The sequence below is a fragment of the Methanofollis fontis genome, assembly GCF_004297185.1.
In the GTDB taxonomy this organism is placed as follows: domain Archaea; phylum Halobacteriota; class Methanomicrobia; order Methanomicrobiales; family Methanofollaceae; genus Methanofollis; species Methanofollis fontis.
This window is the reverse complement of sequence record NZ_PGCL01000002.1, coordinates 361059-385054: the sequence shown is the minus strand read 5'-3', so window position 1 is coordinate 385054 and position 23996 is coordinate 361059. Positions and strand designations below refer to the sequence as shown.

General features: G+C 58.9%; 22 protein-coding genes. 12 read left to right on the top strand and 10 right to left on the bottom strand.

The features are described 5' to 3' along the window. Positions 1-40 precede the first annotated feature (40 nt). The 3 genes from CUJ86_RS05640 to CUJ86_RS05630 all read left to right on the top strand — a co-directional run bounded on the left by CUJ86_RS05640 (position 41) and on the right by CUJ86_RS05630 (position 2873). Complete coding sequence (locus tag CUJ86_RS05640; protein WP_130646586.1) at positions 41-508, top strand: dTDP-4-dehydrorhamnose 3,5-epimerase family protein; 468 nt, start codon at positions 41-43, stop codon at positions 506-508. 42 nt (positions 509-550) lie between these two features. Further along, positions 551-2194, top strand: coding sequence for a dihydroxy-acid dehydratase (gene ilvD / locus CUJ86_RS05635; protein ID WP_130646585.1), 1644 nt, complete (start codon positions 551-553; stop codon positions 2192-2194). 91 nt (positions 2195-2285) lie between these two features. After that, positions 2286-2873, top strand: a complete 588-nt coding sequence (locus CUJ86_RS05630; protein ID WP_130646584.1) for a carbonic anhydrase — start codon at positions 2286-2288, stop codon at positions 2871-2873. Here CUJ86_RS05630 and CUJ86_RS05625 read toward each other — a convergent pair. Continuing rightward, the gene (locus CUJ86_RS05625) at positions 2870-3211 is read right to left on the bottom strand and encodes a hypothetical protein (RefSeq protein WP_130646583.1); all 342 of its coding nucleotides are present in this window, start codon (positions 3209-3211) and stop codon (positions 2870-2872) included. The two genes, CUJ86_RS05630 and CUJ86_RS05625, sit on opposite strands and share 4 nt — an antisense overlap. 27 nt (positions 3212-3238) lie before the next feature. After that, complete coding sequence (locus CUJ86_RS05620) at positions 3239-4126, bottom strand: flavodoxin family protein (RefSeq protein ID WP_165394791.1); 888 nt, start codon at positions 4124-4126, stop codon at positions 3239-3241. 115 nt (positions 4127-4241) lie between these two features. Between CUJ86_RS05620 and carA the strand changes: the two genes are divergently transcribed. After that, complete coding sequence (gene carA / locus CUJ86_RS05615) at positions 4242-5297, top strand: glutamine-hydrolyzing carbamoyl-phosphate synthase small subunit (RefSeq protein ID WP_130646581.1); 1056 nt, start codon at positions 4242-4244, stop codon at positions 5295-5297. Further along, entirely contained in the window at positions 5297-8464 is a 3168-nt protein-coding gene (gene carB, locus CUJ86_RS05610) for a carbamoyl-phosphate synthase large subunit (protein WP_130646580.1), read from the top strand. The genes carA and carB overlap by 1 nt, the downstream gene beginning before the upstream one ends. 33 nt (positions 8465-8497) lie before the next feature. On the opposite strand, the gene CUJ86_RS05605 is transcribed toward carB, so the two are convergent. After that, the gene (locus tag CUJ86_RS05605) at positions 8498-9109 is read right to left on the bottom strand and encodes a hypothetical protein (RefSeq protein ID WP_130646579.1); all 612 of its coding nucleotides are present in this window, start codon (positions 9107-9109) and stop codon (positions 8498-8500) included. A gap of 250 nt (positions 9110-9359) precedes the next feature. Between CUJ86_RS05605 and CUJ86_RS05600 the strand changes: the two genes are divergently transcribed. Both CUJ86_RS05600 and CUJ86_RS05595 read left to right on the top strand, forming a co-directional pair. Next, on the top strand, positions 9360-12065 hold the full coding sequence (locus CUJ86_RS05600) for a PAS domain S-box protein (RefSeq protein WP_165394790.1): 2706 nt from the start codon (positions 9360-9362) through the stop codon (positions 12063-12065). A gap of 162 nt (positions 12066-12227) precedes the next feature. Beyond that, the gene (locus CUJ86_RS05595; RefSeq protein ID WP_130646577.1) at positions 12228-13412 is read left to right on the top strand and encodes an argininosuccinate synthase; all 1185 of its coding nucleotides are present in this window, start codon (positions 12228-12230) and stop codon (positions 13410-13412) included. A 276-nt stretch (positions 13413-13688) separates the two neighbouring features. On the opposite strand, the gene CUJ86_RS05590 is transcribed toward CUJ86_RS05595, so the two are convergent. Both CUJ86_RS05590 and CUJ86_RS05585 read right to left on the bottom strand, forming a co-directional pair. After that, positions 13689-14072 carry a pyridoxamine 5'-phosphate oxidase family protein gene (locus CUJ86_RS05590; protein WP_328590958.1) on the bottom strand — a complete coding sequence of 128 codons (384 nt, stop codon included), beginning with the start codon at positions 14070-14072 and terminating at the stop codon, positions 13689-13691. A 130-nt stretch (positions 14073-14202) separates the two neighbouring features. Continuing rightward, positions 14203-14619: a pyridoxamine 5'-phosphate oxidase family protein gene (locus CUJ86_RS05585; RefSeq protein ID WP_130646575.1), complete on the bottom strand. Its 417-nt coding sequence runs from the start codon at positions 14617-14619 to the stop codon at positions 14203-14205. A gap of 178 nt (positions 14620-14797) precedes the next feature. On the opposite strand from CUJ86_RS05585, the gene CUJ86_RS05580 reads away from it, so the two are divergent. Next, the gene (locus CUJ86_RS05580; protein WP_130646574.1) at positions 14798-16300 is read left to right on the top strand and encodes a methanogenesis marker 14 protein; all 1503 of its coding nucleotides are present in this window, start codon (positions 14798-14800) and stop codon (positions 16298-16300) included. Between the two features lie 8 nt (positions 16301-16308). Then, positions 16309-16548 (top strand): hypothetical protein, encoded by a 240-nt coding sequence (locus tag CUJ86_RS05575; RefSeq protein WP_130646573.1) that lies wholly within the window; start codon positions 16309-16311, stop codon positions 16546-16548. A 9-nt stretch (positions 16549-16557) separates the two neighbouring features. Here the strand turns inward: CUJ86_RS05575 and argF are convergent, their stop codons facing one another. The 4 genes from argF to CUJ86_RS05555 are packed head-to-tail and all read right to left on the bottom strand — an operon-like array spanning position 16558 to position 19793. Next, complete coding sequence (gene argF, locus CUJ86_RS05570) at positions 16558-17469, bottom strand: ornithine carbamoyltransferase (RefSeq protein ID WP_130646572.1); 912 nt, start codon at positions 17467-17469, stop codon at positions 16558-16560. After that, complete coding sequence (gene purD / locus CUJ86_RS05565; protein WP_130646571.1) at positions 17466-18758, bottom strand: phosphoribosylamine--glycine ligase; 1293 nt, start codon at positions 18756-18758, stop codon at positions 17466-17468. The genes argF and purD overlap by 4 nt, the downstream gene beginning before the upstream one ends. Before the next feature lie 28 nt (positions 18759-18786). Continuing rightward, the gene (gene pyrE / locus CUJ86_RS05560) at positions 18787-19299 is read right to left on the bottom strand and encodes an orotate phosphoribosyltransferase (RefSeq protein ID WP_130646570.1); all 513 of its coding nucleotides are present in this window, start codon (positions 19297-19299) and stop codon (positions 18787-18789) included. Next, entirely contained in the window at positions 19293-19793 is a 501-nt protein-coding gene (locus CUJ86_RS05555) for a CDP-2,3-bis-(O-geranylgeranyl)-sn-glycerol synthase (protein ID WP_235855585.1), read from the bottom strand. The genes pyrE and CUJ86_RS05555 overlap by 7 nt, the downstream gene beginning before the upstream one ends. Before the next feature lie 175 nt (positions 19794-19968). On the opposite strand from CUJ86_RS05555, the gene tes reads away from it, so the two are divergent. Next, complete coding sequence (gene tes / locus CUJ86_RS05550) at positions 19969-21426, top strand: tetraether lipid synthase Tes (protein WP_130646568.1); 1458 nt, start codon at positions 19969-19971, stop codon at positions 21424-21426. Positions 21427-21431: 5 nt separating this feature from the next. Here tes and CUJ86_RS05545 read toward each other — a convergent pair whose 3' ends face one another. After that, the gene (locus tag CUJ86_RS05545) at positions 21432-22367 is read right to left on the bottom strand and encodes an ornithine cyclodeaminase family protein (protein WP_130646567.1); all 936 of its coding nucleotides are present in this window, start codon (positions 22365-22367) and stop codon (positions 21432-21434) included. A 137-nt stretch (positions 22368-22504) separates the two neighbouring features. Between CUJ86_RS05545 and CUJ86_RS05540 the strand changes: the two genes are divergently transcribed. After that, positions 22505-23092 (top strand): hypothetical protein, encoded by a 588-nt coding sequence (locus CUJ86_RS05540; RefSeq protein ID WP_130646566.1) that lies wholly within the window; start codon positions 22505-22507, stop codon positions 23090-23092. An 83-nt stretch (positions 23093-23175) separates the two neighbouring features. Then, positions 23176-23970, top strand: coding sequence for an ATP-grasp domain-containing protein (locus CUJ86_RS05535; protein ID WP_130646565.1), 795 nt, complete (start codon positions 23176-23178; stop codon positions 23968-23970). The last annotated feature ends 26 nt before the right edge of the window (positions 23971-23996 follow it).

The following is a 23996-nucleotide window of genomic DNA, read 5'->3' as shown; positions in this document are numbered from 1 at the left end:
GGATACTTTTATGTATGGTGGTGAATCTCCCGGGAAATATATGATCGACGGAGTGCTGACAAAGCAATTGCGGGTGATCCCCGATGAACGGGGACGCCTGATGGAGATCCTCCGGTGCGACGACGAATGCTACAATCGGTTCGGGCAGGTGTATATGACGACCAACTACCCCGGCGTCGTCAAGGCCTGGCACTTTCACAAAATCCAGACCGACAATGTCTGCTGCCTTTCCGGCATGATCAAGGTCGCCCTCTACGATGCACGGGAGGGGTCGCCCACCCGGGGTGAGATCGCCGAGTTTTTCATCGGCGAGCACAACCCGATGCTCGTCACCATCCCGCCGGGCGTCTATCATGGCTGGAAGTGCATCTCCGGGCACGAGTCCATCGTCGTCTCCGTCCCGACCGAGGCCTACAACTACCAGGAGCCCGACGAGTACCGCCTCCCCCCGGACACCTCCGAGATCCCCTACGAGTGGGTGCTCAAACCGGGAATCAGGCACGGCTGAGGAGGGTTCTTATAGTCTCGCAGACCCCTTTTTGTGAGGACAATGAGAAGCGATCTCGTCAAGAAAGGGTATCCGCGGGCGCCGAACCGCTCTCTGCTGCGCGCCCTCGGGGTCACCGATAGGGAGATGGACCGCCCGTTCATCGGCATTGCAAACGCCTACAACACCGTTGTTCCGGGTCACATCCACCTCAGGTCCCTCACCGAGCGCGTGAAGGAAGGCGTGGCTGCAGGGGGAGGTGTTCCCTTTGAGTTCGGCGTGATCGGGATCTGCGACGGGATCGCCATGGGGCACACCGGGATGCGCTACTCCCTCCCCTCAAGGGAGAACATCGCCGATGCCATCGAACTGATGGTTGAGGCCCACCGTTTCGACGGGCTGGTCTGTGTGGGCACCTGCGACAAGATCGTGCCCGGCATGCTGATGGCGGCGGCACGCTGCGACATCCCGGCCATCATGGTCACCGGAGGGCCGATGCTCCCCGGCAGCCTCGGAGGCAGGGATATCTCGCTCACCGACGTCTTCGAGGGGGTCGGCGCCGTGGCGGCCGGGAAGATGAGTGAGGAGGAACTCCACAACCTCGAGTGTGCCGCAATGCCCGGATGCGGCAGTTGCCAGGGGCTGTACACGGCCAATACGATGGCCTGCATGACCGAGGCGATGGGGATGTCCCTGCCGGGGTGTGCTGCAATCCCGGCGGTGGACGCCGCAAAACTCAGGATCGCCGAGGAAAGCGGAGAAGAGGTGCTCAGGCTGGTGAGAGACGGGGTGACGGCGCGCCGGATCATCACCCACGAAGCCCTGAAAAATGCGGTGCGGGTGGATATGGCCCTCGGCGGGTCGACGAACACCGTGCTCCACCTGATGGCGATCGCCACCGAAGCAGGAGTGCCCCTCAGCCTGGACGACTTCAATGCCATAGGGGACGTGGTCCCGCACATCAGCCATATGCAGCCCGGCGGCCCGCACTCAATGCTCGCCCTCCACCGGGCGGGCGGCATACCTGCCGTGCTTCATGAATTTGCCGACCTCCTCGAGGACAGCCCCACCGTCTCCGGAAAGGGGATCCTCGAGGTCGCCGCCACCGGACGTATACTGGATCGGCAGGTGATCCGGCCCCTGGACGATCCGGTGCATGCGGCAGGCGGACTGCGGATTCTCCATGGCAGCCTGGCCCCGGCCGGAGCGGTGGTCAAGTGCGCCGCCATCGACGAGGCGATGTGGCGGCACACCGGACCGGCGCGCGTCTATGACGGCGAGGACCGGGCGATGGCGGCGATCCTGGGCAGAGAGATCAATGAGGGCGACGTCGTCGTGATCCGTTACGAGGGGCCGCGCGGCGGACCGGGCATGCCGGAGATGCTCTCCCCGACCTCGGCCCTGGTCGGACTCGGCTACCAGAAGGTGGTGCTGATTACCGACGGCCGGTTCTCCGGCGGCACGCGCGGCCCCTGCATCGGGCACGTCGCCCCCGAAGCGGCGAGCGGCGGACCGATCGGGCTGGTGGCAGAGGGCGATGAGATCAGGGTCGACCTCTACGAGCGGACGATCGACCTGCTGGTGGACACCAGAGAGATCGAACGGCGCAAGAAGGCCTTGAAACCTATCGAAAAGGATCTATCCGGGATTCTCCGCCGCTATGCGGCCTCGGTCGGCGGCGCCGATACCGGCGCCGTTCAGCGCTGATGCCGACAGCATTCCGGTGGGTTAAAGAACTCTCTTTGATATACCAATCCTCCTGGGCCGGGCTCAACCCCCGGCCAATGGGAGACAATTCATGATCGAGAAATTTCTTGAGGGCAACAAATCCTTTATCGAAGGCGATTTTTCTGAGAACCGGGATTATTATCGTGAACTGGCATCTGGCCAGAAACCGACGGTCCTCTGGATAGGATGCTCGGATTCCCGTGCGGCTCCCGAGCGCATCACCGGTGCGAAGTCGGGCGAGATCTTTGTCCACCGAAACATCGGCAACATCGTCAGGGTGGGTGACTGGAATTTCGCCACCATCCTTGAATACGCCATAAAGCACCTGAAAGTGGACGACATCGTCATCTGCGGCCATTCCGATTGCGGGGCAATCAAGGCCCTTGCATCAGACGCCGAATCCGATGAGGCCTACATCCCGCTCTGGCTCTCGAACGCCAATCAGGCCAGGGCAGAACTCGAGAAAACAGAGCAGAAACCTGCTGATCCGGAAGCCCAGAAGGTATGGCGCCGCAAACTCGAGGAGGAGAATGTCAAACTCCAGATCGCAAATCTGCGGACCTACCCGATTGTCAGGGAAGCGGAAAATGCCGGTCGGGTGGCGGTCCACGGGCTCTACTTCGACCTTGACACTGGAGAACTGGAAAAAATTGCTTAATCGAGGGCAGCCTCGATCTCTTTTTTTATCTGCGGCAGGGAAATCCGGCCGATGGGGGTCAATTGACCGTTGACCAGTATCATGGGGAGGGGCGGGTGGTGCTCTTCGACGATCTTCTGGACATCTGCCGGTACACCATCGTCGAGGGAGGTAAAAGACACGGATACACGCTCGCCATATTCTTCGGAGAGCGCATCTTTCAGGGCCTTGATCGCCTCGGTCAGGCTTTCTGTTGGACAGCAGGTGACAAGCCCGCATGTCCTGTCCTCGTTGCAGGGGAAGGGGCTGCAGGAGCCGTTTGAGAAACCGATGATCTCGATCTGGGCATGATCTGCCATATCATTATGGTTGGGGCTGACGGATTATCAGGGTTTGTCAGGGAGCACTCCGAAGAGGGCGGCAATCCCTTCCTCCACCTCCCGCCCGAGATCAGGATCGGCACGGAGATCACCCCCACCCCCGCCGCCGCTCACCGGCAGGGTGCCCACATACCCGACCTGCAGACGCTCGAAGAACGTCCTCACCTCGCGCTCAACGCAGGAATACCGGTCGGTCGCACCCCCATCGGTGACCGGGCAGATGATTCCCCGTGCGCTTCGGCCCGTGCCGGAGAGGAGGAGTCGGGCACGGAGCGCAAGCGAGCGGTCGATGAGGGCCTTGAGGGCTGATGGGACGCTGCCGGCGAATACCGGTGTGCAGACGATCACCCACAGCGCCCCCCACACTGCACGACCCGCCTCCTCCATATCATCGTCGATCACGCATCTGCCGCTGTTAAAACACCGAAAACATGCCGTGCACGGAGCGATCCGCAGTTCGGATGGATGGAGGATCCGGGTGGCCAGCCCGGCCTTTGAACAGGCGTCAGCCGCCCAGGCAGCAACGGTGGCCGTATTACCATGGACTCGAGGACTCCCCTGGATGATGAGCGCCCCTGCCTCCTCCTTCGGCCAGGGCCGTCCCGGGGGTTCGGGCGGAAAGGGGAGAAACCGATCAGGGTGCTCAGGGAGCTCCCGACTCAGGCGGTGGAAGAGCGTAAACGCCACACCCTCGGCCGTCTGCGGGCTGCCGGGCGGATATTCGCGGGTGTTGGTGGAATAGGTATAGAGCCTCTCATCCCCCCTCCTGAACTCGACGCTATAGCGCGCCAGACCGGGGCAGACATCGGTATAATCCTCGTAGAGCAGGAGCAGCTCACCGGGCTCCCCTTCCACCTCGATCTCGGTCGAGCGTACGGTCCATGCACCGTGCATATGTGTTCTCCGGACGATTGAGGGGCGGCCCGCCATATAAGCATGCCGCACCACCGCCGGATCTGCACCGTCACTACCGTTAAAAAGGTTCTCGACGCAATAAATATGGTAACTCATGAAGGCGGTTCTCGGTCTAGAAGACGGCGAATTTGTTGTGGGAGAGGGATTCGGCGCTGAGGGGTGCACGTCCGGGGAACTGGTCTTCACCACCCAGATGACCGGATACATGGAGGCGCTGACCGACCCGAGCTATGCCGGGCAGCTCCTGATGTTCACCTTCCCCATGATCGGCAATTACGGGGTGGATGGACAGAATTTCCAGAGTCCGGCGGTCAACGCCCTCGGATGCGTCACCCGAGAGGTGTGCGCCGCCCCTGCAAAGGGCCCATCCATCATCGATTTTTTTGAGAGCAACGGGCTGCTCGGGATCAGCGGCGTGGACACCCGAAGGCTCACCATCAAGACGCGCACACACGGCACCATGCGCGCCGCGCTCATCGCCGGGAGCGACGACGGCGAAGAGGCGGTGCGGATGGCCCGTGCCGTGCCTGATATCAGCGAAAAAGACCTTCTCTCCCAGGTTTCGTGCAGCACCCCGTACCGTATTCCGGGCAAGGGAAAGCGAATTGCGGTGATCGATCTCGGGATCAAGAAGAACATCGCCATCAGCCTCCGCCGGCGCGGTGCTGACCTGCACATCTTCCCCTATAACACGAAGGCATCGGAGATCGAGACCTACGAACCCGACGCCCTGTTCATCACCAATGGCCCGGGCGACCCGCGCTCTGCCACGGACGCCATCGCGACGGTCCGCCATTTCATCGGCGAACTGCCGATATACGGCATCTGCATGGGCAACCAGATCTGCGCACTGGCCCTGGGAGGGGAGACCTACAAGATGAAGTTCGGCCACCGCGGCTCCAACCAGCCGGTCCGCCATATGGACGGGAAGATCTATATCACGACCCAGAACCACGGGTTTGCGGTGGACGGCAACACCCTGCCCGAAGGCTGCAAGATCGCCTATACGAACGTGAATGACGGGAGCCTGGAGGGGTTCTGCGACGACGACCTCAATATCTTCTGTGTCCAGTTCCATCCCGAGGCCCATGGCGGCCCGCTTGACACCGAACGACCGATTTTCGATATGATGTACAGGAGGATTGCCTGATGCCGAAAAACCCGGCGATTAAGAAGGCGCTGATCATCGGTTCCGGGCCGATCCAGATCGGGCAGGCGGCCGAATTTGACTTTTCAGGCTCTCAGGCCTGCCGCGCCCTGCGCGAGGAGGGGGTCGAGGTGGTGCTCGTCAACTCCAATCCGGCCACGATCCAGACCGACCCGGAGATGGCGGATCGGATCTATATCGAACCCCTGAACGCCTCGATCATCGCAAAGATCATCGAAAAGGAAAAACCCGACGGCATCCTCTCCGGCATGGGCGGGCAGACCGGGCTGAACATGACCGCAGAACTCGCCGAAATGGGCGCCCTGAAGGACGTGGCAATCCTCGGCACGCCCCTTGAGGCGATCTACCATGGCGAGGACCGGGAGAAGTTCAAGGACCTGATGAACCGGATCGGCGAACCGGTGCCAAAGAGCATGATCCTGGAGCACATGGACGAGATCGAGACCGCCCTCGAAACTGTCGGGCTGCCGGCGATCATCCGCCCAGCCTATACCCTTGGCGGGGCAGGCGGCGGTATCGCCCACACCCCCGAGGAGATGAAACGGATCGTCGAGGTCGGCCTCAACCGCTCCCGTATTCACCAGGTGCTCATCGAAGAGAGCGTCATCGGCTGGCAGGAGATCGAGTTCGAGGTGATGCGCGACGCCGTCGATACCTGCATCATCGTCTGCGGCATGGAGAATGTGGATCCGATGGGCGTCCACACCGGCGAGAGCGTGGTGGTGGCGCCGATCCTGACCCTCAGGGATGACGAATTCCAGAAACTCCGGTCGGCGGCAATCAAGATCATCCGCGCCCTGGACGTCCAGGGCGGGTGCAATATCCAGTTTGCCTACCGGGACGGCGATTACCGGATCATCGAGGTGAACCCCCGCGTCTCCCGCTCCTCGGCGCTCGCCTCGAAGGCCACCGGCTACCCGATCGCCCGCGTGGCGGCGAAGATCGCCATCGGCCTGCATCTCGACGAGATCATGAACACGGTCACCGGCAAGACCCCGGCATCGTTTGAACCGGCCATAGACTATGTCGTGGTCAAGGTGCCGCGCTGGCCCTTTGACAAGTTCAAGACCGCCGATCGGACCCTCACGACGGCCATGAAGTCCACCGGCGAGGTGATGGCGATCGGCCGGAACCTCGAGGAGGCCTTCAAGAAGGCGCTGCGCTCCATCGACACCGACGTGCGCACGCACACCAATCCAAACGAGATCCGGATGATCCTGACCAGCCCCACAGACGAGCGCTTCGGCTGCCTCTTCGACGCCATCAGGCAGGGGATGACGGTGGACGAGATTGCCGGGATGACGAAGATCCTCCCCTTCTTCCTGGAGAAGATCCGGCACATCGTGGAGATCGAGCGCCTCCTGAAGGAAAAAGGAACCGGGGCCGATATCCGCGAGGCAAAGACCTTCGGTTTCTCGGGAGAGGAGATCACCGAACTCACCGGCATCCCGGCGGACGAGGTCACCCGCATCGCAGGCAAACCCACCTATAAGATGGTGGACACCTGTGCGGCCGAGTTCCCGGCAAATACACCCTATCTCTACTCCACCTGGGAGGAAGAGAACGAAGGGGTCGACGGAGAGGGGAAAAAGGTGCTCATCCTGGGGTCGGGCCCGATCCGGATCGGTCAGGGGATCGAGTTCGACTACTGCACCGTCCATGCCGTGAAGGCGGCGCGGGAGGAGGGTGCGCTCGTCCACATCGTCAACAACAACCCGGAGACCGTTTCCACCGATTTCGACACCTCGGACCTGCTCTTCTTCGAACCGATGCAGCTCGAGGATGTCATGAACATCCTCAAGAATGACGAATACGACGGGGTCATGGTCCAGTTCGGCGGCCAGAACTCGGTGAACCTGGCCCTCCCGATCGAGGCGGAGATCCAGCGCCTCGGGCTGAAGACGCGGGTTCTGGGCACATCCCCGGACGCCATGGACGTGGCCGAGGACCGCGATCGCTTCAGCGTGCTGCTCGACCGACTCGGCGTCCCGTCGGCGCCGAACAGTTCGGCCTACTCAGAGGATCAGGCAAAGCGGATCGCCGGAGAGATCGGATATCCGGTACTGGTCAGGCCGAGTTATGTGCTCGGCGGGCGGGCGATGGAGATCGTCCACGACGAGGTGGAGCTGGAGAGTTACATGAAGGAGGCGGTCAGGGTCTCCCGCCAGCACCCGGTGCTCATCGACCGGTTCCTGCAGGACGCCTTTGAACTCGATGTGGACGCCGTCAGCGACGGGGAGGAGGTGCTGATCGGCGGGATCATGGAGCACATCGAGGAGGCGGGCGTGCATTCGGGCGATTCCGCCTGCGTCATCCCGACCCAGTCACTCTCGCAGTCGGTGATCGACCGCGTGAAGGAGTATACCCGCGCCATCGCCCTCGATATGGGTGTCGTCGGGCTGATCAACATCCAGCTCGCCGTCAAGGACGATATCGTCTATGTGCTCGAGGCCAACCCGCGGGCGAGCAGGACGGTCCCCTTCGTCTCAAAGGCCACCGGAATACCGCTGGCAAAGGTGGCCGCAAAGGTCATGATGGGCCGTAAACTTGCCGACCTCGGATATACCGAGCGCGAGATCACGCATGTCGCCGTCAAGGAGGTGCTCCTGCCCTTCAACAAACTGCCGGGCGTCGACACCGTCCTGGGCCCGGAGATGAAGTCCACCGGCGAGGTGATGGGCATCGATTACGACTTCGGGCGCGCCTACTACAAGGCATGCCTGGCGGCGGACAACGACCTCCCGCTGGAGGGGAGCGTGTTCATATCGGTGCCGGACGATCAGAAGGAGGCGATCGTTCCGATCGCCCGGAAACTGAGCGAGGCGGGGCTGGTCATCTACGGCACCGGCGGCACGGCCGAGTGTCTCATCGGGGCCGGGATCGACGTGAAGATGGTGCGGAAGGTCCAGGAGGGATCGCCCAATGTGATCGACATGATGCGGCGTGGCGAGGTCAGCCTGATCATCAACACTCCCTCGGACAAGCAGTCCAGGCAGGACCATTACCAGATCATGCGGGTGGCAGTGGACTACTCGGTGCCCTATATCACCACCATCTCGGCGGCCGAGGCGGCGGCACAGGCGATCGAGGTGATGAAGCACGAGGAGATCACCATCGAACCCCTCAGCCATTATCACGGCACGCTGTAACCTGGTCTTTTTTTGGGGGGGTCGCCCCTCCCTTCATTCTCTCTGCCACCGTTCTATCCTGAACACCAGCCCGAACTCATCGGCGATCTTCTTGCAGCAGAGTTCTGATCGGATCCTGAGGGAGACGGCATAGCGCTCCGCCGGAGAAAAGGAGACTGACATCGAGAGAAGACGCCCTTCAACGGCATCGGCGATTCCGGCAGAGCGCTCCAGTCCTCCATACCTCCCCCGGATCGCACCCGGTGCGGGCCACCCCCTCCTCCCCGGGCGCATCGTCCAGCGGGCGGAGGCACCCACCACCCGGATCTCCCGCAGCCGATAGTCCGCCGCCATGGCCAGATCGTTTTTCGAGAAGGCGGTGTCACCCGGATGGTTGTGGGAGAGGATCTGCCCCGCAATCAGGGGGCGATCATCTTCCGGGATGACCGCCCATCCGTGCCCGCAGTAGGTCCTGATATGCTCACCGGCAGAGGAGAAGATGGCGACCACCTCCCCCTGCTCATAGGTGTTCAGACGCACGCTCCTCTCAAAGCCCAGGACCGTCGCCGGCACCGGCGGTCTCTCCTCATCGCCGTCCGTCATCGGCACGGGATAGACCACATCAGGTATAGAGATGATCGCAAGAGCGCAGGAGCGCTCAGGCATCCTGCCGCCTCCACTCCAGCAAACCGGGCGAATACTTCTGAATCCCCATCATTGCGGAAAAAACCAATATCAGACCAATATCGCCATTCAATCAATCATTTGTCGCATTTGCGGCCTAAAAATCAGAATAATAAATTAATTTATTGAGAAACGAATGGGGCGAAAGAGAAATTATAATATATTGACAGGTGGAAGATCTATTCCATCGACATCTTTCCCGCTCGACGACACACCAACACCCGTGATCACCATGTTCGGCATTCTCGCATCAACCACGCAGGGGTCATCGTCTGATCCCGGACAATCGCTCTATCGGCACCTCATCGACCTCACCTACGACTGGGAATACCTCCGCAGGGAAGATGGAACCTTCATCTATGTCTCCCCATCCTGCGAACGAATTACCGGATATTCTCCTGACGATTTTCTCAAGGACGCCGGACTCCTCCAGCGTATCATCGTTGCCGAAGATCGGGACGCCTTTCTGCGATATGAACAGGGAGTCAGAGACGGAGACGAAACAACGACCCTCGAGATACGGATCCGCACCAGAGACGGGAGCATACGATGGATCGGTCATCTCACCGTCAGGGCGGAGATCGAGGGCATCGGAAGCGTCTATCGCAGCAGCAACAGGGACAGCACCGCCGAGGTCAGGGAACGGGACACAAACCTCGAACGTGAACGTACGTTCCATGCGATCATCGACGCCACGTATGACTGGGAATATCTTCAGGACGAGGAGGGGCGTTTCATCTATGTCTCCCCTTCCTGTGAACGGATCACCGGATATCGCCCGGAAGATTTTATTCGTGACCCGGGACTCTTTGAGCGGATCATCGACCCGGACGATCTTCCCCGCGTCCGCAGATATTGTGCGGCGGTGAAGGAGCAGACAACGGGCCCTGAGAATGCGGATACGATCGAGTTCAGGATCCGCACCAGGAAGGGGGAGAAACGCTGGATCGGACATATCAGCCTCAGGGTTTACATGCTGGACGGGAGGTTTCTCGGGATCAGATCGAGCAACCGCGACATGACCTCAGACATCATCGAGCGCGACACGAAACTCAGGGATATCGCCGCACTTCAGAAAAAGGCAGAACTCCTGAATAAAACCTTCATGAGCGGCAATCCCCTCCCCATGGCGGTTGTCGACAGAGACCGGAACATCGTCGATTTCAATCCGGCATTTGAGGATCTGTTTGACTGCCACCCCTCATCAGACCTGAATGCCCCCCTGGAAGAGATGCCCCTGAAGAGGATCTCAGGCGACGATCTGCTGGAGGTGTACCGCTCCGGGGAAAAATCGAAAGGTGAATTCGTGCTGCTGGAGGGGGAACATGCCGTTAAAAGCATCATCCTCGATGCGATACCATTCCATGACCAGAAGGATTTGCTCGATATCGCCCTCTATGTCTTCAGGGACGTGACCGAGAACAGGAAGAAGATGGCAGAGATCGAGCGACTGCAAAAGACAACCGAGACGATCCTGAAGGAGCATCCGATACCGATGATCGTGCTTGCGCCGACGTTCGATGTCATTGGTTACAATACGGCGTTCCAGGACCTCTCTGGATATTCGAAAACCGAGCTTGACGGGTTTAACTTTCGCTCGTTCCAGATGCTGAAAAAAGACGGCGAATCAATCAGGACCGCCGTCGCAGAACGGAGACGAATATCAGGCGAGATCACACTGGGACTCCCGAAGGGAGTACGGGACCTGGAGTATTACTGCATCCCGCTTCTCCGTGAAGACGGGGAGATCGAATCGATTCTCACGGTCTACCGGGACATCACCGATGAGCACAGGCAGGAGAGGGAGATCAGGGAGATGATAACGGCGGCAGAAGAAACGGCACGGGTGCTCAACCAGAGCACCACCGAACTTGGAAAAGCAATTCTGTGCCTGTCTGCCGGGGACCTGACTGCCCGGTCCGCAATGGCAGACGACGACCCCCTCCTTGTGGTGAAGGACAACTACAATTCATCGGTGGGAGCGATCCGGACGCTTGTGGAAGAGGCGGGAGAAGCGATCATCGACCTCGAAGAACATGTTTCGGCATCGGCGGGCAACATCCAGGAGATCAGCGCCACCCTTCAGACCGTGGCGGAGAACAGCAGGTCCACGGCTGATGACACCGCCAATCTGATGAATGTGATCGATGAGGTCCACCATGAGATCTCCACGATGCTCTCTTCTATCCAGCAGATCGCCTCGACAGCCCGGAGTGTGAGGGATATTGCCGATGAGACGACGGACATAGGAGAAAAGGCAACGACGCTCGGCAACGAGACTGCCAGGCAGATGGCATCGGTGGAGACGATATCAAGAGAGACGATGGGGGAGATCACCAGACTGAACGATGAGGTGAAAGAGATAGGGGCCATTACGAGTCTGATCAACGATATTACGGCGCAGACAAAACTTCTTGCCCTGAACGCCGCAATTGAAGCGGCACGGGCTGGAGAACATGGCCGCGGCTTTGCTGTCGTCGCTGCCGAGGTCAAAAACCTTGCCGAAGAGGCGAAGGGGGCGACGACCCAGATCGACGACCTGATTGAGCGGATCCGGAGCGACAGTCAGAGAACAGCAGAAAAGATGCAGATCACCTATACCGAGGTGCACGATGGGATCCAGAGGGTACAGGATATGATCGCGTTTCTGGGGACGATAACGAACAAAGCGGTGGAGACGGCAGAGGGCGTCGGGCAGATCGCAGGAGAGACAGATGCACAGGCGCATATCACCAACCGGGTCGTCTGCTCAGTGGAAACAGCCACCTCAATGACCCGCAGAACGCAGGCAATTGTGCGGGAAAATGCGGACCTGATCGATGACGTCAGCAGCTCGGCCGGCGCCGTCGCCGACGGGGCTCAGGAGATGGCCGCACTGACTGCAGATCTCATGGAAAAGATGGACCGGTTCACCGTGGTCCCGTCTGAGAACAGATAGTCTCTGGCCAGGGAACGCACCCGTTCCAGAGCAGGATCCATTGCCCGCCTCCTCATCACACCTTTTATGGAATGAATACAATACCTATACCGTCATATCAGGGGTCGGACGATTCGCATCTCACCGCCCGCTCCCTGCACGACCATTCAGGAGCACCACACCATGGGAAAAGGGAAAGTTGTTCTTGCCTATTCGGGCGGCCTTGACACCTCGATCTGCATACCCCTCCTCAAGGAGCACTATGGCTACGACGAGGTGATCACCGTCGTCGTTGATGTCGGTCAGCCGGCACAGGAGATCGAAGAGGCGACAAAGAAGGGCGAAAAACTCGCCGACCGCCACTATACCGTCAATGTCCAGGAAAGGTTCGTGAGTGAGCACATCTTCCCGGCCATCAGGGCAAACGGCAGTTATGAGGGCTACCCGATGGGCACCGCCCTCGCCCGCCCCCTGATCGCCGAAGAGATCGTCGCTGTTGCAGAGAAAGAAGGGGCAACGGCAATCGCCCATGGGTGCACCGGGAAGGGCAACGACCAGCTCAGGTTCGATTTCATCTTCAGGGCCCACGGCTATGAGGTCATCGCCCCGATCCGCGAAATGAACCTCACCCGCGACTGGGAGATCGCCTATGCCGAGGAGCACGGCATCCCGGTGCCGGTGAAGAAGGAGAAGCCCTGGTCGATCGACGAAAACTTCTGGTCGAGGAGCATCGAGGGCGGCAAACTCGAGGATCCGGCCTACCACCCCCCCGAGGAGATCTATGCATGGACCACCTCGCTCACCGACGCCCCGGACGAGCCCGAGATCCTCTCGATCGGGTTTGAGAACGGCATACCCGTCTCCCTGAACGGGAAAGTAATGGGCGGTGCCGACCTGATCCGGGACCTCAACCGCATCGCCGGGCGCCACGGCGTCGGCAGGAACGATATGATGGAGGACCGGATCCTTGGGCTCAAGGCGCGGGAGAACTACGAGCACCCGGCGGCCACCGTCATCCTTGCCGCCCACCGCGACCTTGAACGGCTGGTGCTGACCAGGCAGGAACTCTCCTTCAAGGCGATCGTCGACGAGCGCTGGTCCGAACTGGCATATATGGGCCTCACCCACGAACCCCTCTACGCCGACCTGCTGGCCTTCATCGACCACACGCAGGAACGCGTCAACGGCACGGTCGACTGCATCCTCTACAAGGGCGGCGTGCATATCACAGGACGCACGTCCCCGATGGCACTGTATTCAGACGACCTGGTCTCCTTCGATTCAAAGACCCTCGACCAGTGCGATGCGGTCGGTGTCTCGAAGTATTTCGGAATGCAGGCGCGCCTGCTCAGGCAGATCCGAAAATAATCATTTTTTCTTCTCTTGTTTCATGCGAGGGTCGTCCCCCTGTCCCTGAGCAATTAACCGCGAAGAGCACTGCGTGTTAAAATTCCCTGCAATGTGCGGGGACCCGGTTAGCCCCACCCACCATGAGGAGAGATACCTCTCTTGAGCGTGCGATGCGACGATCTGCAGAACGATTGATCACGTGCATTGCCGCCCTCATCTCACCGGACGTCCGGTGGGTGGGAGGGGGTGCACCCCCTCCAAAAAAAAAGTTCCACGGATTCAATTGCCCGTTGTTCAGAGCAGACGGTCGCCGGCACCCTCGCCAGGTGCACAGGTGAAGACCTCGGTGATCCGGATCCGGATCAGGGACTTGGCCGGATATTTATCGGATTTCGCCCGCACCTCAGCCCGCATTTTTTCGTAATCAGGCCCGGAGGTGAGGATCTCCACGTCCCCCTTGATCTGCAGGCACCCCTTCGTCTCCGGCCCCCAGACATAGACCGCCGCATAAGGGTTCTCCTGCATGTTCATAAGACTCTTCTTCATGAAATTGTCGGCAATCCAGATCGTCTCATCGTCCACAAGCCATACCGACTTCATCGGTGCGACATTCGGCATTCCATCTTTCGATGCAGTAGCGAGCGGGTAAACAGGAGCCTTTGAAAATATCTCCTTCATTTCAGACGTCAATGCAGCCATAGCAGGTATGTTCTCCCTCCCACACCAGATAAAGATACCGTGCAGGGCTGGATACACCCGGCGTCCGTCAACACACAATGGAAGAGGGTGCTGAACACAAAAAAAGGGGTTACTGCCCCAGCAGGGGGATGCGGTCACCGGCGCCCGGTCCCGGGGTGCAGGAATAAGCCTCGGTGATCGTCACCACGATCAGGTTCTTCGCCGGCGCCTTCGACATCTTCGAGAGCACGATCTCCCGCATCTTCTGGAAATCCTCGCCCTCGTTCACGATGACGACGTCGCCCTTGATCTGGTAGCACCCCTTCGTCTCTGGCCCCCAGATATAGATCCCGACCCTGGGGTTTTCCTTCAGGTTGGCAAGCGTTTTTTTCATGAAATTGTCGGCGATCCAGATCGTCTCATCGTCCATCAGCATGCAGAACCCGATCGGGACGACATTGGGTTCGCCCTCCTTTGACGCTGTCGCCACCGGAAATGTCCTTACCGCCGCAAAGGCGGCCTTCATCTCATCTGTTAGTCTGACCATGGTTACCAGATACCCCATTCTGTCCGGTCCCATATATATCTGTGTGCAATTCGCCGCTCCCGAAAACGATTCGAGCGATCGGTCAGGTCACCATCCGCTAGCGGCATCTTTCCTCGTTGCAACACGAAGCACTGCAATAACAGAAAGGTATAAAGTCTTCAGGGGGAGAGATCGGTATATGTGTGCCCGTTTTCTGGACCGCTTTTTCAAACAGAAGCCATATATCGTGGAAAGCATCCCACCGCCCTCCATCTCCCACGGTGCAGGAATGGTCGTTCCCGAATACAAGATCAAGCCCTATTTCATCGTTGCATCTGTGGAAATGGGTAACACAACCACAAAATGTATTCTTACCGGCACCAATCTCGATACCGGCCTCTCCTATGTGATCAATAAGACCGTGAAGATGAGCCGGGAGGTCAGACCGCCAAAACCCGATGAGGAGATCTTCGGTGAGACCCTTGACGGCACACACCTCACGCGGGAATCGGTCACCGAACTCGTGCGGGACACCCTGCTCGAATGCCATAAAGAAGCCGGCCTCTCGATCACCAACGATCTGGACTTCGTGGTCAGGAGCACCGGCGTCGTGGCGGCGATGGACTCCCCCGACCAGGTCGGCGATTTTGTCATCGCCCTTGCAAACGGGTGCCTGGCGGCAGGGGTGCCGCCAAAGAAGATGACGCCTCCGATGTCCAAGGACAACCTCCCCAAAAAATTGCAGAGTTACAGCTTTGCAGACAAGGTGGTGTTTGTCGGGGCGGTCGCCGGCGTCATCCCCCCGGTCGGGAGTTCCGGCGTCGAGATGGTCGCCAACGAGATGGAGGGCGAACTCGCCATGGCCGGGATCAAGGAGGGTGCAAAGAACACCCCGGTCGATTTTCGAAATCCCTGCGTCTCCATCGACTTCGGCACCACCCTTGACGGCAGGATCACTTCAGATGTCGGAAAAGATCAATTAAACCCGTTTGCTTCCACCATCGGCAATTTCTGTGGGCTTGCAGGAGCGATCCCTGATAGCATCGTCCGGGGCACCGGGGAGGTCGAGGGGCGGACCGGGACGGCCCTGGACATGTTTGGCGACCGGAGTATCGCCGCCGGACTCTCGCGGGTCGGTCGCAGCGCCGGGATCATGGGGAACTATGTGGACGAGATCCATAGCCATATCGATATCAGGGTCGTACCGCCCGACCGCGAACGGTTCGGCAGGGTGCCGGTGAGTTCACGGGTGGCCCACGATTCCGGGGTTGCCCTCATCGGTTGCGACGTGGGTGAAAACGGGAGCGAGACCGGAGAACTCAATAGGATCGGTGCAGAGATCTATGAGAAGCACGGCAAGGGAATGCTTGCAGACGTCATCGACCATGTCTGTGCCCGGATGGCCCTCCGACTCGTCGATGTCGCCTCAGACCTCGGGATGGTTCCGGAGAACGCCTCCATCGGCTTCACTGGACGGGCGGCGATCTCCGGTAAGAAACCGCAGTATATCCTTGACGGCATCACCGAACGGGGTCTTTTTACGGATCCCCACGAACATGTGGTCTTTGTAGATGACGGTCTGGCACGGGGCGCCGCCCTCATGGGGCGGTGCATGAACTCACTCGGCAAACCGAAGAACCCCCTCGGCGGTGTCCGGGGCGGACCATGTATCATGAGCAGACGGATAAAAGTTGGAAAATGAGGATGGAAATGGCAGAAGAGGAAGAACTGTTCGATCTGATCATCCCGCCCGGCGTTCCGAGAAGCGTGATCCGGGATATCATCGGAAAATATGATGTCGAACTCGTAGAACGGAGCGAGAGAATGTACTTTGCCAACATGGACGGTGATACGCGTGACCTGCTTGCCTTCAGGGGCAGGCGGGACGTCATCGAAAAGGTGGAAAAAGAGATGTTCGACCTCATCCGAGAATTTATCGGTGAGGAATAAAAACGATTTTTATTTTTTGAGCAACCTGACCAGAAGCGCCTTCTGGGCATGAAGCCGGTTTTCCGCCTGGTCCCAGACAATGCTCTGCGGCCCTTCGATCACCTCGTCGGTGATCTCCTCGCCCCGGTGTGCCGGCAGACAGTGCATCACAACAGCCCCCGGTCGGGCGAGCGCCACCAGTTCAGAGGTGATGGTATAGCCGCGGAAGGCACGCAGGCGCCCCTCTCGTTCGGCTTCACTCCCCATTGAGACCCAGACGTCGGTATAGAGGGCATCCGCCCCTGTGGCCGCCTCCTCCGGCGTCTCGAAGAAGGTTACGCCCGCACCCCTGGCAACCGCCTCATCGACAACCCCCTGCGGAGGGCGGTAGCCAGGCGGGCATGCCACCCTGAGGTCAAAGCCCATATGCCCCGCGGCCAGGATCAGGGAGTTGCACACATTGTTGCCGTCACCGATCCATGCCACCTTCAGCCCTTTGAGGGACGAAAAACGTTCTTTCAGGGTGAGGAGATCGGCGAGCACCTGACAGGGATGTGCAAGATCGGAAAGGCCGTTGATGACCGGGATCGATGCATACTCAGCAAACTCACGGATGGTCTCATGCCGATAGGCGCGGATCATCACCGCCGAGACATAGCGTGAGAGCACACGGGCGGTATCACGTACCGGTTCACCGCGGCCGAGCTGCAGGTCAGCGGCATTGAGGAAAAGGGCGCTCCCGCCGAGGTCGTGCATCCCGGCCTCAAAGGAGACGCGGGTGCGGGTGGAGGCCTTCTCGAAGATCATTGCCAGGCTGCAGCCCTGCAGGAGGGGATGTGGAGTGCCGGAGTGCTGGAGCGCTTTCAGGCGTTCGGCCTCAGCGAGGAGGGCCTCGATCTCGCCAGCGTCGACATCCTGAAAGGTCAGAAAGTCTTTCTTCATCGTATCTCCTTCATATGTGCGATCCGTTTTTCCAGCAGGGCGGGTTTGCCGATATCACTCCTGTGCCAGACCCCGCCGCTCACCGATGCGGCGGCGTGTTCGGCCTGCTCCTCGGCCTCTGCAAGCGTATCGCCCAGACCGACAAAGGCCATCGTCCGGGAGGAGAGGGTGGTCAGGCGCCCGTTTTCCTCGCCGATACTGGCATAATAGAGGATTGCGTCGCCGTAATCGCCGACGGTGATCGGTGCCCCGGAGATCGGTGCATCCGGGTATCCGTCCGGAACAAGATATTTGCAGACAGTCGCCTTCGGGGCGAACCTGACGTCCGCAGACGAGAGTTGCCCCTCGACGATCCGGAACATGATATCGGCGAAGTCGGATTCGAGCAGGGAAAGAACGTTCATCGCCTCAGGATCGCCAAACCGCGAGTTGAACTCCACGACCTTCGGCCCGTCGGCGGTGTTCATGAACTGGCCATAGAGGATGCCACGGTAGGGTTCGCCTTCCGCGGCCATCGCCGCCACGGCGCTGCGCATGATCTCGAGCGCCTTCTGATAGTCCTGTTTTTCCACAAACGGCAACAGGTGATCGGCCAGTGAGTAGGTGCCCATCCCACCGGTATTCGGGCCGGTGTCACCTTCATATGCCCGCTTGTGGTCCTGCACCAGCGGCATCGGCACAAGGTGGTTGCCGTCGACAAAGGCCTGCAGGGTGAACTCCTCACCGACCAGACGCTCCTCAAGGACAACATTGCCGTCAAGGCTTTGTGCATATTCTTTAGCGCCCTCGCGGTCCACCTGCTCGCCCATGATCCTGACGCCCTTGCCGCCGGTGAGACCGATCGGTTTGATCGCCAGATCGCCGTCATAGGCATCGATAAACTCACAAGCAGCCCTGGCATCGTGGAAGACCCGGTAATGGGGGCAGCCTGCGATGCCGTGCCTCTCCATCATCTCCCGGCAGAACGCCTTATCGGTCTCAAGACGCGCCGCCATCCTGGTGGGGCCGACACAGGGGATGCCGCCTTCGAGGAGTCGGTCGGCGATCCCGGCCTCCAGCGGGGCCTCGGGTCCGATGATCGCACATTCCGCCCCGCACTCGACGGCGAAATCAGCGACTTTTTCCACATTGGTCTCTTTTTCAATGAGGGTACCCCTGGAAAGAGCCGCAATGCCGGGATTCCGGCGACTCATAACAGAGAACAGTGCAACATCACTGTTGCAGGAAAGGGCACGGGCTATGGCGTGTTCCCGACCTCCTCCACCCACAACAAGAATCTTCATGTCCATAATTATATGCCTCCCCTAAATAAATCCTTTACAGGCCCATTATCTCTGAGATGGTCGTCAACGGTCGGAGGTCAATCCCTTCCCGTGCAAAGGCCTCTGTCGCGCCGCTCTCCCGGTCAACGACCGGAGCCACGGCCACAACCGTCGCCCCGGCCTCCTTCAGCACGCGTGCCCCGTAGAGTGCCGATCCGCCGGAGGTGGTGACATCCTCGACAAGAAGAACCCGTTTCCCCTGCACGTCGCCGATCACAACACCACTCTTCCCGTGGGTTTTTTCCTCTTTTCTGATGATGGCATAGGGTTTTTCCGATGCGAGAGAAACTCCTACGGCAAGGGGGACAGCGCCGACCGCCACCCCTGCAACCACGTCAAAGGAAAATTTCTGTGCAAATGCAACGGAGATCATCCGGAGCAGAGCGGGATCGGTGATCGCCGTCTTGATGTCCAGATAGTACGATGAACGCGCTCCTGATGCAAGCACAAAGTCCCCGAACTCAATTGCCCCGTGGCTTTTGAGCGCCTCTGCAACTGTGATTACCATGGTACGTCCTTCACTCCTGCAAGATAACCAATAATATTTGCCAGCCTGTGGAGAAGCGGGGTGAGGACCAGGATCCAGATGAGGACCATCAGGTCGAGGTTTTCCGCAAGCCAGGTCCACTGGAAGATGGCGGTGAGCACAAAGGCCCCGATGACAAAATCATATTGGTCGGCAATCAACCATTCTTCTCCCCGCTCCTTGCCGAACCTCCGCTTGAAAAAGCTCTTCACCATGTCACCCAGCAATGCTCCGGCAGCAAACAGAAAAACCGTCAGTACCGTATGCTCGGGGAGAGATGAGAGGTTGAATGCCGTCTGTGCCCAGATTTCGACCAGACCAACACCAACACCTGCCGCCACACCCAGGGCAAAACCCCGCCATGTTTTCCCGTCACCCAGGATTCTTCGTCCATCGCTCCATCTGCGCCCGAAATCAACAGGTGTTCCACCACCAAGCGCTGCTGCTGCCGAATTGGGCACATAGGCCGGCATCATCAACCAGATTGCCGCAACAAGCGCAGATATAATCGAAACGATACTAATAATATGAATCGCCCCTAATCTTCCGTAAAGTTAAATTTTCATCGAGTAAACAGTGTGTGTTGTGACCTGAACCGTCAGGGTACTACTATTTGAAACGCTATAGTAAAGAGATGCCGGTGAATGAGACATGCTTCTAAAAAATACCAAGAGTCTTTGCCCAGTCTGTAGAAAAGTTCTCGATGCCGAGATATTTGAGGAGGACGGTAAAGTCTGGATCGGCCGCACATGCCCGGAGCACGGGTATGCAAAGAACCTCTACTGGTCAGATGTGGAGATGTACAGGCGTTTCGATACATATGAGAAGATAGGTTCCGGCATTATCAACCCCCGGCAGGTGTCAGGAGCCGATGAGTGCCCAGGTGCATGCGGTCTCTGCTCCAATCACCGGTCCGGCACGCTTCTTGCAAATATCGACCTGACAAACCGCTGCAACCTCAACTGCGACTTCTGTTTTGCGAATGCACGGGCATGTGGATTTGTCTATGAACCCACCTTTGAGGAGGTCGTCGGGATGATGACGATGCTCAGGGACGAAAAGCCTGTTCCACCCCCGGCAGTCCAGTTTTCCGGCGGAGAACCGACTCTCCATAAAGATCTCCTCGAAATAATCAGGAAGGCAAAGGAACTCGGTTTTTCACAGGTTCAGATGGCTTCCAACGGGATCAAACTTGCAAAGGACGTTGAATTTGTCAGAAAACTCAAGGAAGCCGGACTGAGCACCCTCTATCTTCACTTCGATGGCGTCACGCCCGAAACAAACCATATTCTCCCGACCAGCCTGAAAGCGGTGGAGAACTGCGAAAAGGTGGGACTCGGCGTCGTGCTGGTGCCGACCGTCATCAACGGCAGGAACGATTCTGAACTGGGTGCAATCCTGAAATTCGCTGCCAAACATATCAGCGTGGTCAGGGGCGTCAACTTTCAACCGGTGGCGTTCACCGGTGCTGCCTCAGAGGACGATATCAAGCGGGAACGGATCACCATCCCAGATCTCGCAGACCGTATGGAGGAGCAGACCGGCGGGATCATAAAAAAGAGCCATTTTTATCCGGTCCCATGCGTCATGCCCATATCCGACCTGGTTGAGACCTATACCGGCAAACCGGTCGTCCGTTTCACCACTCACCAGCACTGCGGGGCGGCAACCTATGTATTCGTCACCGAGGACGGACTGGTGCCGATCAACGAGATGGTCAATGTCGACGGTTTCTTCGAGGCGATCGAGAAGATGACCGAGAAATTGAAGGGTGGCGGCAAGATCAACAAGTACCGGGCCCTGCTGGAAGGGGTGAAGGACATGGGAGTGTCGGCGACGGGAGGCGAACACTCGGAAACTGCACGCTTCTGGAAACTCCTTGGAAAGACCCTGATCTCCCAGAACTTCGACGCACTCCGCGAGTTCCACTGGAATGCGCTCTTCATCGGCACCATGCATTTCATGGACAACTACAACTACGACCTCTCCCGTGTGCAGCGCTGCTGCATACATTATGCAACGCCGGACGGCAGGATGATCCCCTTCTGCACCTATAATTCAGGCCCGGTCTACCGTGAAGAGGTCTGGAAAAAGTTTGCAAAGGAATAGGCGGATCACGGGAAGGGGAGATCGATCCCGTCTCCCTTTGCCATCACCAGGGAAGCGATTGCAAGGTCCTGTATTGCAAGCCCGGTCGAGTCGAAAATCGTAATTTCATCATTACTTGTCCTTTTTTTGCGGCCGCAGACGATATCCCCGAGTGTTCCGGCGATCCGGTCGGCCGAAAAGATCCCCTGCGCGATCGGCACATTGATCTCGCCGGAATGGAGCGCCTGTTCGAGATCATCGACAAACACACTCGAACGGAGGAGAAGAGCGGGATCGAGTTCCTGTTTTCCGGGTGCATCGGCACCGATGGCATTGATATGCGTCCCCTCATTGACCCACTCCGAACGGACTACAGGCGTTCGGGAAGGTGTGGTGGTCACGATCACGTCTGCGTCGCAGGCATGCTTGACCGAACCTGCCGATGAGGGTATATCGGGGATCTGCCGGCAGAAACGCCTGGCATTGGCGTCTGTCCGGCTCCACACACGCACCTCCTGGATCTCGAGCACCTCTCTGATGGCGTTCACCTGGGCAAGTGCCTGACGCCCGCTGCCAACGACACCCAGCACAACCTCCTGTCGGGGGGAGAGGTGGCGGGCGGCAACGGCGCCCGCTGCACCGGTCCTCATATCGGTGAGCTCCGTGGCGTTCAGGACCGCCTGCGGCACCCCGGTCTCAGGATCCAGGATCACCGTCAGTGCCATCACCGTCGGGAGACCACGGGAGGGGTTTTCAGGGTGGACGTTCACGATTTTTACACCGGCGATCCCCATACCCGGCAGATAGGCGGGCATCGTCCTGAAATCGCCCTGCTCAAAGGTCACATAGATCTTCGGGGGCATCTGGACTCTTCCCTCACCGTACTCCCTGAACACCCTCTCGATCTCGGCATTCACCTCATCAGGACGGAGCAGACCGGCACCGCCGGGGATATATCGCATGCGGGCATATCGGCAGGCGGAGATAAAACAGTATTGATGGGTTCAGAACTCATAACCCCTCCATCTACCTGAATACGCCCGGTAAGGGTCCACTAACAAAACGCTTATCTCGGCTGAGGTATCTGTTGTAACGGGGGATGTGTATACAACACGTATATTTTGCCAGGAGCCATGCAACCGGCTACTCGGCATTTCTCAATCACCTTGTGGACGACCTCACCGGTACAGGGGCAGAGATCAGTCCTGATGATCCCCGCTTCCGGGGTTCGATGCGAATCAGACGCGGGAGTGAATATGGCATTCTCCGGGTGATCCGCTCCGGACCGGACATCCAGATCATTTATTCACCGGACGAACGCAATTCGCCTGCCAGAAAAACACCTCTTGCCATGCTCATCGAGGAGAATGTGACCGATATCGACGACGAGATGAAGGCACTCTCCGACGGGCAGGTGCAGGAGCCGCAATCTGAAGACCTCATCAGGATCACCCTTTCCGATATCCATCTGGAACTCCTCTCGGTGCAGGAGGAGATCGAGCACCTCAGAAGCCGGGGTAAGGATGTATCGACCCCTGAGAGAAGGGCATTGCGTGCCGAAACACTCTATCATGAAGCAAAGAGCGACCTCGGCGACGGTCACGTCCAGGCGGCCATGGCAAAAACTATCGCCATACAGGTGATGGTCGAGAAAGCAGAGGCGGGTCTGTCCGAGATTGAGGAGTGAAAACAGATACCTTCATGCCGGAAAGCCTCCAAATACACCAGTACTGACCATACATACCGCCGCCCCGCCGGCAGGAAGATATCATGATCCGGATCGTACCAAAACCCACCGACACCCCTGACGACAACTCAACCGGCGCTGTGATCCGAGAACTGGAACGTGCAGGCGCCTCGTATTCTCTCCTTGACCTCGATCGAATCGATCCCCTTGCATCCGACCTCTCGGGGGACGTCATCTGGGTCTGCGGCATGAAACAGGACATCCACCAGTTCGAATGTCTGGACATCCTCTCGATAGAGAATGATGTGGTCAACCCGCCGGATGCCATCGCCACCTGCGCCTCGAAGGTGAAGACCACGGCGCTGCTCCTCAGGGCGGGCATACCCTCTCCAGAAACGCTTTTTACAGCATCCCTTGACCTGGCAGCCGATTTTTTTGCCCGACACGGCAGAGTGGTCTCAAAACCGGTCTATGGCTATGACGGCATCGATGTCCGCCTGGTCGACTCCCTGGCAGACCTCGGGGCACCGCCATATTATCTTCAGGAGTATGTCCCCAACGACCGGGACTTCCGGGTCTTTGTCATCGAAGGAAAGGGTGTGGGCGCGATCTGCCGCCAGTCACCGCATCTCACCCATAACATCCATCAGGGCGGAACAGGCACCCCTGTTGAGGTGGACCCCCTGATGCAGGAGATCGCCGGCGGTGCTGCCGGGGCGGTCGGCGCTCATTACTGCGGGGTGGACCTTCTGCCGCAGAACGGGAGTTATACGGCTATTGAGGTGAACGGGACACCGAACTGGCACTGCATGTCCGCACCGATCCCCCGCCTGATGGCAGAATACCTCCTCGAAAAAGAGCGGGAGTCAAGGAGATAAAAAAATCTCGCGGGAATCTGTCCCGC